Annotated in this window: 14 protein-coding genes; 9 read left to right on the forward strand and 5 right to left on the reverse strand. The window is 71.5% G+C overall.

Going from position 1 to position 15974, the window contains the following annotated elements; translation table 11 throughout:
* The first annotated feature begins 84 nt into the window (after nucleotides 1-84).
* From ACIBI9_RS47995 to ACIBI9_RS48005, 3 genes are all read left to right on the forward strand, one after another.
* Entirely contained in the window at nucleotides 85-831 is a 747-nt protein-coding gene (locus tag ACIBI9_RS47995; protein WP_397233290.1) for a GntR family transcriptional regulator, read from the forward strand.
* A gap of 79 nt (nucleotides 832-910) precedes the next feature.
* Nucleotides 911-1177, forward strand: coding sequence for a DUF6504 family protein (locus ACIBI9_RS48000; RefSeq protein ID WP_185067348.1), 267 nt, complete (start codon nucleotides 911-913; stop codon nucleotides 1175-1177).
* Nucleotides 1177-4824 carry a DNA polymerase III subunit alpha gene (locus ACIBI9_RS48005; protein ID WP_397233469.1) on the forward strand — a complete coding sequence of 1216 codons (3648 nt, stop codon included), beginning with the start codon at nucleotides 1177-1179 and terminating at the stop codon, nucleotides 4822-4824. The genes ACIBI9_RS48000 and ACIBI9_RS48005 overlap by 1 nt, the downstream gene beginning before the upstream one ends.
* Nucleotides 4825-4863: 39 nt before the next feature.
* On the opposite strand, the gene ACIBI9_RS48010 is transcribed toward ACIBI9_RS48005, so the two are convergent.
* Together ACIBI9_RS48010 and ACIBI9_RS48015 are read right to left on the reverse strand one after the other, a co-directional pair.
* Nucleotides 4864-6810 (reverse strand): FtsX-like permease family protein, encoded by a 1947-nt coding sequence (locus tag ACIBI9_RS48010; RefSeq protein ID WP_397233292.1) that lies wholly within the window; start codon nucleotides 6808-6810, stop codon nucleotides 4864-4866.
* On the reverse strand, nucleotides 6807-7487 hold the full coding sequence (locus ACIBI9_RS48015) for an ABC transporter ATP-binding protein (protein WP_397233294.1): 681 nt from the start codon (nucleotides 7485-7487) through the stop codon (nucleotides 6807-6809). Before ACIBI9_RS48015 ends, ACIBI9_RS48010 begins: the two co-directional genes overlap by 4 nt.
* A gap of 92 nt (nucleotides 7488-7579) precedes the next feature.
* Here ACIBI9_RS48015 and ACIBI9_RS48020 point away from each other — a divergent pair, with 92 nt between their 5' ends.
* A complete protein-coding gene (locus ACIBI9_RS48020) occupies nucleotides 7580-8227 on the forward strand; it encodes a response regulator (protein ID WP_397233296.1) in 648 nt (215 codons plus the stop codon).
* Between the two features lie 46 nt (nucleotides 8228-8273).
* On the forward strand, nucleotides 8274-8996 hold the full coding sequence (locus ACIBI9_RS48025; protein WP_397233298.1) for a DUF4328 domain-containing protein: 723 nt from the start codon (nucleotides 8274-8276) through the stop codon (nucleotides 8994-8996).
* Between the two features lie 12 nt (nucleotides 8997-9008).
* Here ACIBI9_RS48025 and ACIBI9_RS48030 read toward each other — a convergent pair whose 3' ends face one another.
* Nucleotides 9009-10010 carry an LLM class F420-dependent oxidoreductase gene (locus ACIBI9_RS48030; protein ID WP_397233300.1) on the reverse strand — a complete coding sequence of 334 codons (1002 nt, stop codon included), beginning with the start codon at nucleotides 10008-10010 and terminating at the stop codon, nucleotides 9009-9011.
* Nucleotides 10011-10116: 106 nt separating this feature from the next.
* Here ACIBI9_RS48030 and ACIBI9_RS48035 point away from each other — a divergent pair, with 106 nt between their 5' ends.
* Entirely contained in the window at nucleotides 10117-11523 is a 1407-nt protein-coding gene (locus tag ACIBI9_RS48035) for a sulfatase (RefSeq protein ID WP_397233302.1), read from the forward strand.
* Here ACIBI9_RS48035 and ACIBI9_RS48040 read toward each other — a convergent pair.
* A complete protein-coding gene (locus tag ACIBI9_RS48040) occupies nucleotides 11517-12218 on the reverse strand; it encodes a FadR/GntR family transcriptional regulator (RefSeq protein ID WP_397233304.1) in 702 nt (233 codons plus the stop codon). The genes ACIBI9_RS48035 and ACIBI9_RS48040 overlap by 7 nt on opposite strands.
* Nucleotides 12219-12303: 85 nt before the next feature.
* Here ACIBI9_RS48040 and ACIBI9_RS48045 point away from each other — a divergent pair, with 85 nt between their 5' ends.
* From ACIBI9_RS48045 to ACIBI9_RS48055, 3 genes are read left to right on the forward strand one after another with little or no spacing between them, the layout of a single operon-like run.
* Entirely contained in the window at nucleotides 12304-13035 is a 732-nt protein-coding gene (locus ACIBI9_RS48045) for a (Fe-S)-binding protein (RefSeq protein WP_397233306.1), read from the forward strand.
* Nucleotides 13032-14423 carry a lactate utilization protein B gene (locus tag ACIBI9_RS48050; RefSeq protein WP_397233308.1) on the forward strand — a complete coding sequence of 464 codons (1392 nt, stop codon included), beginning with the start codon at nucleotides 13032-13034 and terminating at the stop codon, nucleotides 14421-14423. Before ACIBI9_RS48045 ends, ACIBI9_RS48050 begins: the two co-directional genes overlap by 4 nt.
* On the forward strand, nucleotides 14410-14967 hold the full coding sequence (locus ACIBI9_RS48055; RefSeq protein ID WP_397233310.1) for a lactate utilization protein C: 558 nt from the start codon (nucleotides 14410-14412) through the stop codon (nucleotides 14965-14967). Before ACIBI9_RS48050 ends, ACIBI9_RS48055 begins: the two co-directional genes overlap by 14 nt.
* Here ACIBI9_RS48055 and ACIBI9_RS48060 read toward each other — a convergent pair.
* Complete coding sequence (locus ACIBI9_RS48060) at nucleotides 14957-15973, reverse strand: Vms1/Ankzf1 family peptidyl-tRNA hydrolase (RefSeq protein ID WP_397233312.1); 1017 nt, start codon at nucleotides 15971-15973, stop codon at nucleotides 14957-14959. The two genes, ACIBI9_RS48055 and ACIBI9_RS48060, sit on opposite strands and share 11 nt — an antisense overlap.
* Nucleotide 15974: the final 1 nt, after the last annotated feature.

Consider the following 15974-nt stretch of genomic DNA (forward strand, 5'->3'; position numbering starts at 1 on the left):
GGGAACCTAAGGGAACTTGTACAAACAAGCGAGCACCAGTAAGTCGCATGAATGTTGCTCTTTCATGAATGGGAAGGGTCGCTGATGGTTGCGCGCTATGAACTGATCGCCGATGATCTTCGGAACGAGATCGTCTCCGGCGCGCTCCCGGTCGGTTCACAGCTCCCGAGCGAGGCTGAGCTGGCCGAACGCTACCGGGCGGCCCGCGGCACCGTACGCCAGGCGGTGGCCGTGCTCGCCGCCGAGGGCCTGGTCGGCTCCCGGCAGGGGGCCAGGCGCATCGTGCTCGGCAGGGCGCGCAGCCAGAGCTTCGCCGAGCTGCACAGTTTCGCGCAGTGGGCGCGCGCGAACGGCTACCGCTTCGGCGGCCAGGTGATCACCCAGCGCCGCAGGCCCGCGAGCACCGCCGAGTCGGCCAGGCTCGGCCCCGGCGAGGTCCTGGAGGTGCTGCGGCTGCGCTCGCTGGAGGGCGAGCCCGTCCTGCTGGAACGCACCGTGTACGCCGAGTGGGTGGCCGCAGCCGTCGAACGGATCCCGGACGACTGCGAGTCCGTCACCGAGGCCCTGTACGACTCGATCGGCCTCGTGTTCGCCTACGGCGAGCACCTCATCGACGCGGTGTCCGCCGGCGTCGAGGACGCCCGCCTGCTGGGAGTGCGCAGGGGGAGCCCGCTCCTGCGCCAGCGCCGGGTCACGACCACGCACGAGGGCCGTCCGGTGGAGTCCTCGGACGACCGCTACCGGCCGGGCAGCGTGACCTTCAGCATCCGCAACTCGATCGGCGCCAACCCTCTTGTGAGACAGGCCGGCGACTTGCGTTCGGGGCGCTGAGAACATATGTTCGACTTATAAGCGCCCGCCTTCCCCCGGGTGGCTCAGCATAACGACCAGAGCCGCGGGGAGAAGCGTCTTGAGCAGACTCTATGGCGATCCGATAGAGGTGTGGACCAGGGACGGGGAGCCGACCCAGTTCGTCTGGCGGGACCGGCTCTATCTCGTCCGCCGGGTCCTCGACCACTGGGTGGTCGCACGCGAGTGGTGGAAGACCAGCGAGGGTGATCCCGGTGAGCGCAAGTTCTGGCGGGTGGAGGCCAGCCCAGGGCGTGAGGTGGGCTCGTACGAGTTGCGGTACGACACCGCCGGCAACGCCTGGCTGCTGCTGAGGGCGTGGGACTGATGGCGGCGCCGTTCCCGCACCTCAACGTGTGCTCCGCGTACTCCATGCGCTACGGCACGGCCTTCCCGTGGGCGCTGGTGAGCCGGGCGGTCGAGCACGGGATGGACATCCTCGCGCTGACCGACCGCGACGGGCTCTACGGCGCGATCAAGCACGCCCACGCGTGCGCGGCGGCCAGGATCTCCGCGGTCTTCGGCGTCAACCTGGCGCTCGACGCCCTGCCCCCGCTGCCGGGTTTCGGGGTGCCCGGGCTGGACCTGCCCGGGCGCCGCCGCCCGCCCGCCCCCAAGACCGGGCCGGACGCCGAGGACCGCGTCACGGTGCTGGCCCGCGCCAAGGGCTGGTCGCGGCTGTGCCGCCTGGTCACGGCCGCGCATTACGCGGGCGAGCGCGGCGCGCCCAAGGTGACCCGCGAGCTGATCGGGGAGTGGGCCGGCGGACCGGGCGGCGACCACGGGTTCGGCGCCGAGGACGGGCTCGTGGTGCTGCTCGGCCCCAGGTCCGACGTGGGCCGCGCGGTGGCCGAGCGGCGCGACGAGCACGCCAGGATGCTGCTCGGCCTCTGGCGCGCCGCGGTGCCCGGCGTGGTGATCGAGCTGGTCGACCAGTACGGCTACCGCGACGCCACCACGGCCGTGCGCATGCTCGGGCTGGCCGAGTCCATGGGCGTGCCGGCCGTGCTGACCAACGCGGTGCGCTACCTCGACCCGGTCGACCACCAGGTCGGCGACGTGCTCGACGCGGCCCGCCAGCTCGTCCCGCTGCATCCGCGCCACCTCGACCGCACCACCTCCCACGCCTACCTCAAGGGCACCAAGGAGATGCGGCAGGTGGCCAACAAGGTCTGCGGGGCGGACCAGGAACGGGTGTCGCGGCTGCTGTTCACGACCAGGCGGCTGGCCGAGGCGTGCTCGATGGAGCCGGAGGAGCTGCTCGCGCTGCGGAGCGACCCGCCCAACCTGCACCTGCCCGAGATCGGCCGCGACCCGGTGCCGCTGCTGCGCCACCGGGTGGAGGACGGGCTGATCTCGCGCGGCCTCGACCGCTCGGGCGACGCCAGGCGGCGCCTCCGGGACGAGATGGCCATCATCGAGCGCAAACGCCTGTCCGGATATTTCATCGCCGTGGCCGGCATCACGGACATGATCCGCGGCATGGGCATCCGCTGCGCCATCCGCGGCTCGGGCGCGGGCAGCCTGGTCAACTACCTCATCGGCATCGGCGAGGTGAACCCCCTCGACCACGCCCTGCTCATGGAGCGCTTCCTGTCGGAGGGCCGCATCGGGCTGCCCGACATCGACGTGGACGTGGAGTCAGCCCGCCGCCTCGACTGCTACAAGGCCATCTTCGAGCGGTACGGCGAGGCCCGCGTGGCCTGCGTGTCCATGATGGAGACCTACCGGGCGCGCAGCGCCATCCGCGACGTCGCCGGAGCGATGGGCCTGCCGCCGCACGAGATCGACGCCATCGCCAAGGCGTTCCCGCACATCAGGGCCAAGCAGATCACCGCGTCCCTGCACGACCTGCCCGAGCTGCGCGACAGCCGGCTCGGCGAGGCGGGGCTCGACCGGGTGTTCCGGTTGGCGGAGAGGCTCGACGGGCTGCCCAGGCACATCGCGATGCACCCGTGCGGCGTGCTGATCGGCAACGCGGGCCTGCACGACAGGACGCCGGTGGAGCGCAGCCTGCTGGACTTCCCGATGTCGCAGTTCGACAAGGACGACGTGGAGGAGGCGGGGCTGCTCAAGCTCGACGTGCTGGGCGTGCGGATGCAGTCCGCGATGGCGTACGCGCTGAGCGAGATCAAGCGGGTGGACGACGTCGTGGTCGCCCTGGACACCCAGCGCGGCGACGACGCCGCCATCCAGTACGTGCCGCACGACGACCAGGACACCTACGACATGATCTGCGCCAGCCGCACCCTCGGTTGCTTCCAGATCGAGTCGCCGGGGCAGCGCGAGCTGGTCGCCAAGCTGGAGCCGCGCACCCTCCACGACCTGATCGTGGACATCTCGCTGTTCAGGCCGGGCCCGGTCAACTCCGACATGGTCACCCCCTACCTGGAGGCCAGGCACGGGTGGCGGCAGCCGTACTACCCGCACGAGAGGCTGCGGGAGGCGCTGAAGGAGACGCACGGCGTCGTGGTGTTCCACGAGCAGGTGCTCAGGATCATCGAGGCGATGACGGGGCGGGACCTGTCGTTCGCCGAGAAGCTGCGGCGCACGCTGGACACGTCCGAGGGGCGGGAGCGGGTGCGCAAGACGTTCGTGCCCATGGCCAAGGCCAACGGGTTCGACGACGCGGCCGTCGAGCGGGCCTGGCAGGTGCTGGACGCGTTCGGGGCCTTCGGGTTCTGCAAGGCGCACGCGGCGGCGTTCGCGCTGCCCACGTACCAGTCGGCCTGGCTCAAGCGGCACCACGCGGCGGCGTTCTTCGCCGGGGTGCTCACGCACGAGCCGGGCATGTACCCGCCGCGCGTCATCATCGACGAGGCCAGGCAGTGCGGGGTCAAGATCCTGCCGCTCGACATCAACAAGTCGGGCAGGGACTGGCGGGTGGAGCGGCTGGGGCTGCGCGTGCGTCCCGCCGCGCTGGAGGGCGCCTCTTCCCCGGTGCGCAGGGAGTTCAAGGTCGGGGAGATCGGCAAGGGGTACGCGTTGCGGGTGCCGTTCTCGGCGGTCAAGGGGGTGAGCGAGGCCGAGGTCGAACGCATGGTCGCCGGGCAGCCGTACACGTCGCTGGCCGACTTCTGGGACCGCGCCCGGCCCTCGCGGCCGACCATCGAGCGGATCGTCCAGGTCGGCGGGCTGGACGCGCTCCACGACCTGCACCCGGGCGGGCCCCGCTGGCGTCCGGGCGTGCTGACCCGGCGCGACCTGATCGCCCAGGTGGGGACCCTCGAACGGGCCTCGTCGATCGGCGTGCGGTCGGGCCCGCGCGCCTCCCAGCGCTACACCTCGCGACCCGCTCGCGTGGAGGAACCGCCGTCGGTGCAGCTCCCGCTGGGCTTCACCGAGCACCTGCCGCCGGGGGAGCTGCCGGAGATGACGGAGACGGAGATGGTCGAGGCCGAGCTGGAGATCCTGGGCATCGACATCAGCCGCCACGTCATCAGCTTCTACGACGAGCTGCTCGACGCGCTCGGAGTGGTACGTTCCAGAGATCTCCTGAAGCAGCGCAACGGAGCGGTGGTGATGGTCGCGGGGGTCAAGGTGGCGACCCAGACGCCGGCGGTGCGCTCGGGGCAGCGGGTCATCTTCACCACGCTCGACGACTCGACGGGGCCGATCGACCTGACGTTCTTCGAGTCGGTGCAGGGGCGGTGCGCGGCCACGGTGTTCGGCTCGTGGCTCATGCTGGCCAAGGGGGTGGTCAGGCGCACGGGGACGCGGGCGGTGTCGATGCGCGCGGTGGACTGCTGGGACCTCGTGGACCTCGACCGGCTCTGGCGCGCGGAGGGCATCGAGGCCGTTCGCGCCCTCCTCGCCCATGCGCCGGAGAAGGCCGCGGGGGTGGGGGGCCGCAAGATCGAGTACGCCAACGGCTTCCGCCTCTCGCCCTACGCCGACCTCGGCCCCGCCGTCACCGACCCGCCCCGGCAGCTCTGGCACGCCAGCCCGGGCAGCTCCGGCCCTACAGCCGCCTGACCCCCGCAGCTGACCCCACCGCGCCCGAGCGCAGTGGGGTCAGTCCGGGCGGGGGGCCGGGTCGGCGGTGACCGAGCGGAGCAGGGGGCGGCTCAGGGCGCCTGCGGCGACCACGCCGGCGAAGCCGACGGCGACACAGCCCACCAGCGTGACCACGCCCACCACGTTCATCGTGCCGATCATGAACGGCACCGCGCAGAACGCTCCCACCAGGATCGCCCCGCCGCCCATCACCGTCAGCGGGATGAGCGTCTCCGCGCGCCGCGCCCGGTCGAGGACCTCCAGCGGGGTCCCCGCCAGCCGCATCAGCCCGTACGTCTGCCGCCGGTCCAGCACCGACGACGCGGCCGTGATGCCCGAGCTGGCGATGGCCACCAGGAACGACACCGACAGCACCACGATCGTGCCCACCCGGACGTCGGCCAGGAGTTGCAGGCCGAACCGCCGGTCGTCGTCCCCCGTCGTGGGGGTGCGCCCGGGAACGAGCCCGGCGAGCGCGGTGCGGGCACGGTCGATCGTCGCCGGGTCGGCGGAGCTGCCCAGGGCGGCGATCACGACCCGATCGGAGGAGCGCCCCGCGACCTTCACCGTCGCGCTGACCCCGGCGGCCCGCAGCCGGTCGCGGGCCTGGCCGGCGGCGGCCGTCGCCTGGGCGCCGGGCGCGGAGATCCGCAGCTGCGGCGGCTCCTGGCCGTCGGCGAACACGCCCGGGCTGAGCAGCCCGAGGAAGCCCGCCACGAAGCCGGTCAGGGCGACGCCGCTCACCGTACGCCAGGCGGAGCGCGGATCGTCGACCAGCCGGCGGCCCGCCAGCAGCCGCGCGGGCGCCCGGGCGCTCTTGGCGGTGACGCGGCCGATGACGCCGACCACCCACGGGCCGGCCAGGTTGATGCACAGGAACGCCAGCCCGAGCGCCACCGCCACGATCGCGACGCTGGTCCCCCTGGTCAGCAGCGGGAACACGGCCAGCACGGCCAGCAGGGCGACGACCCGGACGAACTTCATGCCGGGCGGCGTCTCGCGCTTGGCCACCCCGAGCGGGCTGACCACGACCCGCCGCAGCCCCGCGACCGCGGACAGGCCCACCAGCAGCGGCACCGCGACCAGCATCGCGGCCAGGATCAGCGGGGAGGGGAACAGGTCGGAGACGAACCACGCACCGCCTCCGATCGGGATGCGGGCCAGCAGCGGCGCGGCGACCGCGTAGCCGACGGCCCCGAGCAGCGCGCCCGCCAGCGCGACGATCACGGCCTCGGCCACGGTCATCCGGATCACCTGGCCCGGCGTCGCGCCCACCAGCCTCAGCGCGGCCAGCCGCTGGTCGCGCCGGGCGACCGTGAGCCTGGCCGCCGCGCCGCCGAACACCAGCAGCGGCACCACCATGAGCACGCTCGCGACGAGCGTGAGCGCGCGGTAGGCCTCGGAGTCCTCCGACGGCGTGCCCGCGAGGTCGGCCACCCGGGCCGGGCCCTTGCCGATGATCCAGTCGTCGCTGCGCGCGGCCGTCATCGCGGGCGCGTCCGGCTCGTGGCCGACGACCGCGACCAGCTCGCCGGGGTGGACCAGCGCCTCGTCGCCCAGTACGCCCTTCGGGCCGGGGTAACGCTTGGCGAGCTGATCGGCCGGAAGCGACTTGGCCAGCTCGGCCAGCGCCGGTGACAGCCACACCTCACCCGGCGCGGGGAAGCGCGGCATACCGGGCGGCGCGGGCGCCCCGGCCTTGAGCGCGGCCAGGTCGATGACGGTGATCGCCTGGTCGCCGACGAAGTCGTAACGGGCCGCCTCGACGGCGACCGCGTCCCCCTTGGCGGGGACCGGGTTGCGCCAGGCGCCGCGCTCGCCCCTGGCCTCGAAGGCGAAGTTCGCGGCCACGGCGAACAGCAGCAGCGCCGTGGACACGGCGACGGCGCCCAGCGTGAGCCAGGTGCCCAGCATCCCCTTGCGGCCACCGCCCTTGAGCAGCCGCCAGGTCAGGTCGAGATTCACGCGCGTGCCCCGCTCGCAGCGAGGAGCTGGCCGTCGCGGACCTCGACCGTGCGGTCGCACCAGCCGGCCACGTTCGGGTCGTGGGTGACGACGATCAGGCAGGCGCCGTTGTGCCTGGTCGCCTCGACGAGCAGCCGCATCGTGTCCTGCCCGGTCTGCTGGTCGAGCGCCCCAGTGGGCTCGTCGGCGAACACCACGGCCGGCTTGGTGACCAGCGCCCTGGCGATGGCCACCCGCTGGGCCTGGCCGCCGGACAGCTCACCGGGGCGCCGGGCCTCCATGGAGTGCAGGCCGAGGGGCGCGAACCACTCGCGCGCCTGGCGTACCGCCTGGGCCCTCGGCACCCCGCCCAGCATGAGCGGGAGTGCCACGTTCTCCTCGGCGGGCAGCTCGGGCAGGAGCTGGCCGAACTGGAAGACGAAGCCGAAGCGGGTGCGGCGCAGCGCGCTGCGCTCCCGCTCGCCCATCGCGTCGATGCGCTGGCCGAGCAGGTGCACCTCCCCGGCGTCCGGCTTCATGATCCCGGCCAGGCAGTGCAGCAGCGTCGACTTGCCGGAACCGCTCGGCCCCATGATCGCCACGGCTTCGCCCGCCCGTACCGTGATGTCCACGCCGCCCAGGGCGACCGTCTGCCCGAACCTCTTGGTCAGGGTTCGTCCAACAAGCACGTCGTTCATGCCGTAAAGAATCACGGCGGGCGGGGGTGTGGCGGATCGGCCGTGCGACCATTTCCGCCTCGGCCGAACGGCCGATCCTTAGAGTTGGGGCCGTGACTATTCGGGTTCTCATCGCCGACGACCAGCAACTGGTACGAACCGGCTTCCAGATGATTTTGGACGCTCAACCGGACATGGAGGTCGTCGCCGCCGTGGCCGACGGCGCGGAGGCGGTGTCGGAGGCCAGGCGGCTCAGGCCGGACGTGTGCCTGCTCGACATCCGGATGCCGAAGCTCGACGGGATCGAGGTGACCCGGGCGCTGGCCGGGCCGGGGGTGGAGAACCCGCTGCGGGTGGTCATCGTCACGACGTTCGACCTGGACGAGTACGTGTACGGAGCCCTGCGCTCCGGCGCGACCGGCTTCCTGCTCAAGGACAGCGGGCCCACCCTGCTGATCGAGGCGGTCAGGGCGGCCGCGGCGGGCGACGCGCTGGTGTCGCCGTCGGTGACGATACGGCTGCTGCAGCACCTGGCCCAGCCCAGGCGGACCGTGCCCGCCATGAACGATCCGCTGACCGATCGCGAGCTGGACGTCGTGCGCCTGGTGGCGAGGGGCCGGACCAACCAGGAGGTGGCCGCGGAGCTGTTCGTGTCGCTCTCGACGGTCAAGACGCACCTGGGCAGCATCCAGGCCAAGCTCGGTGTCAGAAATCGAGTCGAAATCGCAGCTTGGGCGTGGGAATCCGGCGTGGTGAGCTGATTAACAGCGGGGCTCCCGGGATACAAGTGAATCAGAACCTCAGCGCATGGCCCGGGGGGAGAACAACGTGCGCTATGACCAGACACCGACGAGAGCCGCCTCTGCCGTATATGTGACGCTTGCCGCCCAGGTTCTCACCCTCGGCGCCCTTGTGAGCTTCGAACACTCCCGCGGGCGCCACCTCGCCGCCCAGCTCGCCGCGTTCGGCGGCCGCCCGCAGGGAGCCGACGCCGAGGCCGTGGTGGGCGCGGTGACGGCGTTCGCGGTGCTGATGATGCTGGTGGCGGGCACCTCGATCGCGGCGGCGGCCGCTTACGTGACGTGGTTGGTACGTGCCAGGCAGGCCAACGACCGCTCGGCCGTCTCCGGCCCCGTGGCGGCCGCCTGGCTGATCCCCGGCTACAACCTGGTGGCGCCCGTCGTGCTCGTGGACGAGGTGTGGCGCGGCACCAGGCCGCCCGCGGGCCACAGGGCGAGGTGGCTGGCGCTGCTGACCGGGTGGTGGCTGAGCTGGCTGGCCATGCTCGCGCTGGTCACGATCCGGCTCCCTCTCGACTCGTCCGCCGGCGACCTGACGGGCGTGGGCGTGCCTGAGCTGCTCTGCTCGGCGCTGGCGGCCCTGCTGTGCGCGGGGACCGTACGCGAGCTGACGCGCCTCCAGAGGGCCGCCCGCGTGCCCCGTGCCGCCGAGCCCGGCACGGTTCACGCGTTCTCGCCCCAGCCGCCCCAGCCGGCGCCGGGCTCCACTCCGATCGGCCGTACGGGTTAGCGCGGCGAGGGGTCAGCCGAGCACCAGGTCGCGGATGAGCTTCAGCGAGGGCTCGTCGCGCGGGCCCATGACCAGGAGGCTCGTGACCGGACTCTTGTGCCAGAGCTCCAGGCGTTCCTTGATCCGCCCGGGCGGCCCGACGAGCGAGATGCCGTCGGCCAGCTCGTCCGGGATCGCCCGGAACGCCTCGTCCTTGCGGCCCTCCAGGTAGAGCGCCTGGATGCGCTCGGCGGCCTCCGCGAACCCCATGCGGCCGATGATGTCGGCGTGGAAGTTGCGCTGCCGGGCGCCCATGCCGCCGATGTACAGCGTGAGCATCATCTTCACGCCGTCCAGAGCCGCCCGCACGTCGTCCGAGATGACCACCATCACCATCGCGGCCACGTCGAAGCCCGGGGGAGCGCCGGCGAGCGACTCGCCGTACATCTCCTCGATCTTGGAGGGGAACGCGAACAGCGGCAGCCAGCCCTGGGCCACCTCGGCGGCCAGGGCGACGTTCTTGGGGCCCTCCGCACCGAGATAGACGGGGATGTCCGCGCGGAGCGGATGCGTGATGAGCTTGAGGGGTTTGCCCAGGCCGTCCGCCAGGGGGAGCGGGTAGTGGGGGCCGTCGCTGGTGACCGGCTCCTCGCGGCGCCACACCTTGCGCATGATCTCGACGTACTCGCGCGTCCTGGCCAGGGGCTTGGCGAACGGCTGGCCGTACCAGCCCTCCACGACCTGCGGGCCCGAGGCGCCCACGCCGAGCAGCAGCCGGCCGCCGGTGAGGTGGTCGAGGGTCATGGCGGTCATCGCCGTCGTGACGGGCGGTCTGGCGGAGATCTGGGCGATCGAGGTGCCCAGCTTGATGCGGCTCGTACGCGATCCGTACCAGGCCAGCGGCGTGAAGACGTCGCTGCCGTACGCCTCGGCGGTCCACACCGAGTCATAGCCGAGCCGCTCGGCCGCCAGCACGGATTCGGTCGCGTCGTCGGCGTTGCGCTGCCAGTAGCCCAGGTTCAGGCCGAGCTTCATATGACACCTCCGGAATTAAGTTCTATTACGGCTGGGACGGCCGTGAGTGTCAATGGCGGATATTCCGGGGTATTCAGACCGTGTGGTCAACGGTCTGTGTCGACTCGTGTGCTTGCTGCTACTGGTGCTGGCGGCAGGGCCCACGGTGGCCGAGGGTGAGTCCCGGCCGAACATCGTGCTCGTGATGGCCGACGACCTCGAATCCGGGACGTTGCCGTACTTTCCCAACATCACCCGGCAACTCGTGCAGCAGGGCACCTCGTTCGACCGGTACTTCGTGACGAACTCCTGGTGCTGCCCGTCGAGATCGTCGATCTTGCGCTCCCAGTACGTCCACAGCCATGGTGTGTGGACGAACACACCGCCGGAGGGTGGATTCGATCGCTTTCATACCGGGGATCTGGAACGTTCCACGGTCGGCACCTGGATGAAGCAGGCCGGATACCGCACGGCGCTGATGGGCAAATACCTCAACCACTACCCGGGCGGGTCGGCCGAGGAGACGTTCGTGCCGCCCGGCTGGGACGAGTGGGACGTGCCCACCCGGCGCCTCTACGAGGAGTACGACTACCGGCTCAACGAGAACGGCTCCCTGTACGACTACGGCTTCTCCGAGCGCGCCTACCTGTCGGACGTGCTGGCCGGCAAGGCCCGCGAGTTCATCGCCGGCGCGAAGGGCGAGCCGTTCTTCCTGTACCTGGCGCCGATCGGCCCGCACAACCCGGCCAACCCCGCCGTCCGGCACGCGAACGCGTTCGCGGGCGCGATGGCGCCGCGGACGCCGTCGTTCAACCAGGAGGACGTGAGCGCGGAGCCGGAGTGGCTGCGTGAGCGGCCCAGCCTCGACGAGGCGACCGTCGACCAGGTCGACGAGCGCTACCGCGCCAGGATGCGGTCCATGCTCGGTGTGGACGACCTCGTCGGGGCCGTGGTGGACGAGCTCCGGCGGACCGGCCAGCTGGACAACACCTACATCTTCTTCACGTCGGACAACGGCTTCCATCTCGGCACGCACCGGCTCAAGCAGGGCAAGACCACCCCGTTCGAGGAGGCCATCAAGGTCCCGCTCGTCGTGCGCGGCCCCGGCATCAAGGCGGGCGCCACGATCAGCCAGCTGACTTCGTCGGTCGACCTGGCGACGACGTTCGCCGAGCTGGGCGGGGCCACGCCGCCGCCGTTCGCGGAGGGGCGGTCGCTGGTGCCCCTGCTGAAGGGCAAGCCGCCGGCGGTGTGGCGGCGGAACGTGCTGGTCGAGTTCGCCAGGCCGCTGGACCAGTCGTCGGCCGCGCAGACGCCGGTGCCGCCCTATCGCGCGTTGCGTACGGATCAGTACAAGTACGTCCGGTACGCGACGGGGGAGTCCCAGCTCTACGACCTGCGTGCGGACCCGTACGAGCTGCGCAACCTGATCGCGACGGCCGATCCCGCGCTGCTCGACGGCTTGCGGCAGCGGCTGGACGCGATGGTGGCCTGCTCGGGCGCCACGTGCCGGCAGGCCGACCTCCGTCAGTGATCGAACAGCGAGGGGTAGGCGTGCGCCAGGTGATCGGAGACGGCCCGGGTGGCCTCGTCCGCCTCGCCCCGGTCGATGGCGTCGAGGATGCGTACGTGGTCGGCGCGCAGGACCGACGTGTCACCCAGTCGCTGCACCGCTTCGACCGAGTATCTCCGCATCGAATCGCGCAGCGACCGCATGATGGCGGCGATGAGCCGGTTGCCCGACGCGTCCGCGATCGCGCAGTGGAAGGCGGTGTCGTGCTCCACGAACTCCTCGGCGCTCTTCGCCCGGTCCATCCCGGAAAGGGCCGCGGCGAGCGCGGAGGTGTCGGCCCGCGCGGTGGCGGCGTGGGCGGCGGCCCACTGCTCGATCATGTGCCGGGTGTCGATGACCTCGCGCATCTCCAGGCTGGCCAGGCCGAGGTGCAGCCTGAGCAGGTCGGTCAGCGCCGTGTCTGGGCGCGAGGTGAGCACGGCCCCCGCGTCCGGCCCCCGGCCCACCTGCGAGGACACCACGCCGAGCGTCTCCAGGACGCGCATGGCCTCGCGTACCGACGAGCGGCTGACGCCGAGTTGCTCGGCCAGCTGGCGCTCGGCGGGCAGCCGGTCGCCCACGGTGAGGCCGTCCTCGGCGATGCGCCGCTCGATCTGTGCGAGAACGTCCTCGAACGTCCGCGTCCGCTTGACGGGACGCCAGCCGCTGTCGTCCAACGGACCCCCTCATGGTGGCCGGAAAGGATGTGGTTCGGTATGGTCTGACCATACTGTGGTCGGACCATACTCTGGAAGGAGAGCCGTGCGAGTCGCCCTGTTCATCACGTGCGTGAACGACACGCTCTTCCCCGGCACCGGCAAGGCCGTCGTGTCGCTCCTGCGCAGGCTCGGGTGCGACGTGGACTTCCCCGCCGCCCAGACGTGCTGCGGACAGATGCACGTCAACACCGGCTATCGCGAGGAGGGCGTGCGGCTGGCCCGCCACTTCACCGAGGTGTTCGCCGGGTACGACGCCGTCGTGGCGCCGTCGGGGTCGTGCGCGGCCATGGTGCGCGAGCAGTACCCGAAGCTGGCCAAACCGGGCAGCAAGGGAGCGGCGGCCATCGCGGAGGTGGCGCCGAAGGTGTACGAGCTGTCCGAGTTCCTGCTGGACGTCCTGAAGGTCGACGACGTAGGCGCATATTTCCCGCACCGGGTGACATATCACCCGACGTGCCACTCGCTCCGCGGCCTCCACCTGGGCGACCGGCCCACCAGGCTGCTGCGGAACGTCCGAGGCCTGGAGCTGGTCCCGCTGCCGGGAGCCGAGGAGTGCTGCGGCTTCGGCGGCACGTTCGCGGTCAAGAACGCGGCCGTCTCCGCGGCCATGGGTGCCGACAAGACCCGCAGCATCCTGGACACGGGCGCGGAAGTGCTCTGCGCGGCGGACAACTCGTGCCTGATGCACATCGGCGGCACGCTGAGCCGCCAGAAGACCGGCGTCAGGACGATGCACCTGGCCGAGATCCTCGCATCGACGGAGGAGAAGCAGTGAGCGCGACTTTCCTCGGCATGCCCGGCAATTTCCCGAAAAATGCTGCAAAAGCCGTACAGGACTCGCAGCTTCGCTACAACCTTCGCAAAGCCACGCACACGATCCGCGGCAAGCGCGCCAACGTCGTCGGCGAGCTCCCGGACTGGCAGGAGCTCCGCGCGGCCGGCAAGGCGATCAAGGACCACACCCTCCGCAACCTCGACCGCTACCTGGTCCAGCTCGAAGCGGCCGTGACCCGGGCGGGCGGCACCGTCCACTGGGCCAGGGACGCCGCCGAGGCCAACGCCATCGTCGCGGGCCTGGTCAAGGCCACCGGCGAGACCGAGGTGGTCAAGGTCAAGTCGATGGCCACCCAGGAGATCGAGCTCAACCAGGCGCTGGCCGCGCAGGGCATCACCGCGTACGAGACGGACCTGGCCGAGCTGATCGTCCAGCTCGGCGACGACTTCCCCAGCCACATCCTGGTCCCGGCCATCCACCGCAACCGGTCGGAGATCCGTGAGATCTTCCTGGAGAAGATGCCCAAGGTCCCGCCGAACCTGACCGACGACCCGCCCGCCCTGGCCGAGGCGGCCCGGCTTCACCTGCGCGAACGCTTCCTCAAGAGCAAGGTCGCGATCTCCGGCGCCAACTTCATGATCGCCGAGACCGGCACGCTCGTGGTGCTGGAGTCGGAGGGCAACGGCCGCATGTGCCTGACGCTCCCGGAGACGCTCATCAGCGTCGTCGGGATCGAGAAGCTCCTACCCTCCTGGCGGGATCTGGAGGTGTTCCTCCAGCTCCTGCCGAGAAGCTCCACAGGCGAGCGGATGAATCCCTACACGAGCATGTGGACGGGCGCCGTCGAGGGCCAGGACTTCCACCTGGTGCTGCTGGACAACGGCCGCACGGACGTGCTCGCCGACGAGGTGGGGCGCCAGGCGCTGCGCTGCATCCGCTGCTCGGCCTGCCTGAACGTGTGCCCGGTGTACGAGCGCGCGGGCGGCCACGCGTACGGCTCGGTCTACCCCGGCCCCATCGGCGCGATCCTCACTCCGCAGCTGCGGGGCATGTCGTCGGACCTGGACGCCTCGCTGCCGTACGCCTCCAGCCTCTGCGGCGCCTGCTACGAGGCCTGCCCGGTCGCCATCGACATCCCCGAGGTCCTGGTCGACCTGCGCGCCAAGGCCCCGCACGCGGCGGCCGAGCGGGCCGGGATGAAGGTCGCGGGCTGGATACTCAACGACCACAAACGCCTGGCCAAGGCCCAGCGGGCGGCGACCCGCCTGCGGAAACTCGTGCCGAAGCGCCTGCCCGGGCCGATGGCGGCCTGGACGGACACCAGGGACATACCTGATATTCCGGAAGAATCCTTCAGAGACTGGTGGGAGCGGAATGAGCGCGCGTGAGGAGATCCTCGCCAGGATCGGCAAGGCCGTCGCGGGGGCGGAGGACGTCGAGATCCCCCGCCACTACCGGACGGCGCAGCAGGTCGAGGACATCGTGGGGCTGTTCGCCGAGCGGGTGGACGACTACCGGGCCATCGTGCACGTGCTCCCGGCAGCCGAGGTGCCCGCCAAGATCGACGAAGCCGTCGCGGGGCGCCGCATGATCGTCCCGGACGGCTTCGACCGGGAAGGCGGCTGGGCCGACCTCGACACGGCCGACGGCGTGATCACCTCCTGCGCCGTCGCCATCGCGGAGACCGGCACGATCGTGCTCGACCACGGCCCCGGCCAGGGCACGCGCGCCCAGACGCTGGTCCCCGACTACCACCTGTGCGTGGTGCGGGCCGACCAGATCGTGGGCGGGGTGCCCGAGGCGATCGCCAGGCTCGACCCGGCGCGCCCGCTCACCTGGATCAGCGGCCCCTCGGCCACCAGCGACATCGAGCTGAACCGGGTCGAGGGCGTCCACGGCCCCAGGACCCTCGAGGTGATCATCAGTACCTGAGGACGGCCGCCACGTCGGAGACGCCGTCGCAGAACCACAGCTCCGCGTCCGTCATCGCGGCGGCCCTGGCCAGGGCGGAGTCCGCGCGCTCCTTGACGGGCTCGTCGACGCCCCAGCGCCGCAGCTCCTGCGGATCGGTGGCCAGCTGGGTGCCGCCCTCGCCGATCCAGATCTCCCTCGGCAGCTCGCCGGGCACGAGGATCGCCTGTACGCGGCCCTCACGCAGCGCGTGCGCCACGCGGGCCACCCCGGTGGGCCCGGACGTCTCCTGGTGCCGCCCCAGCAGCTCTGCGCGCTTGCGGTCGAGCCACTGGTCGAGCGCCCGCTCCACGTCCTCCTCGAACTGCCCGTGGTCGGCGCGGCTGCCGTGCTCGACCATCATCACCCGGTCCGCGGACTTGGTGTTGAGGTGGTGCAGCAGGTACGAGCGTGACTTCGGCTCGCCGGCGACCAGGATGAGCTCCGGGCTGATGCGGCGTACCTGCTCGTCGATCTCGTGCGCGACGGCGACGGCGTTCTTCTCCCAGGTCTCGTCCACCGCCCGCTCGTAGCGCTTCTGCGACCAGCCGCCCTGCGCGGTCTTCTGCAGCGGCCAGTCCTCCGCCTCCACGACGGCCGTGCGCGGCGACCCGCCGCCGAACACCGTCAGCTCGGCCCCCGCGTGGTCCACGATGACCCGGATGTGCGGGACGTTCTCGCCGCGGTACATGAGCATGGGCGTGACGTGCGGCAGCGGCGACCACCTGCCCAGTTCCCCCGGCGGCTTCTGGAGCGAGTCGGCCAGCACCACGTCGCCGTGGCAGGCGAACATCGCCCGCCCGGCCACCGGCCGCTGGGCCTCCTCGTCCAGGGCCTCCAGGGTGGCCTTGTCGGCCCCGTCCTTGTCGAGCGGGTCCCGTACGCCGCGCCAGTGGGCCTCACGTTCCTGCCCGGTGTAGGCGCCCAGGTAGACGGACGCGTACGGGCCGTGCCGCTCGTACAGCGGGCGGATGAAGTCGAGCCGCACC

The sequence above is a fragment of the Nonomuraea sp. NPDC050451 genome, assembly GCF_044458585.1.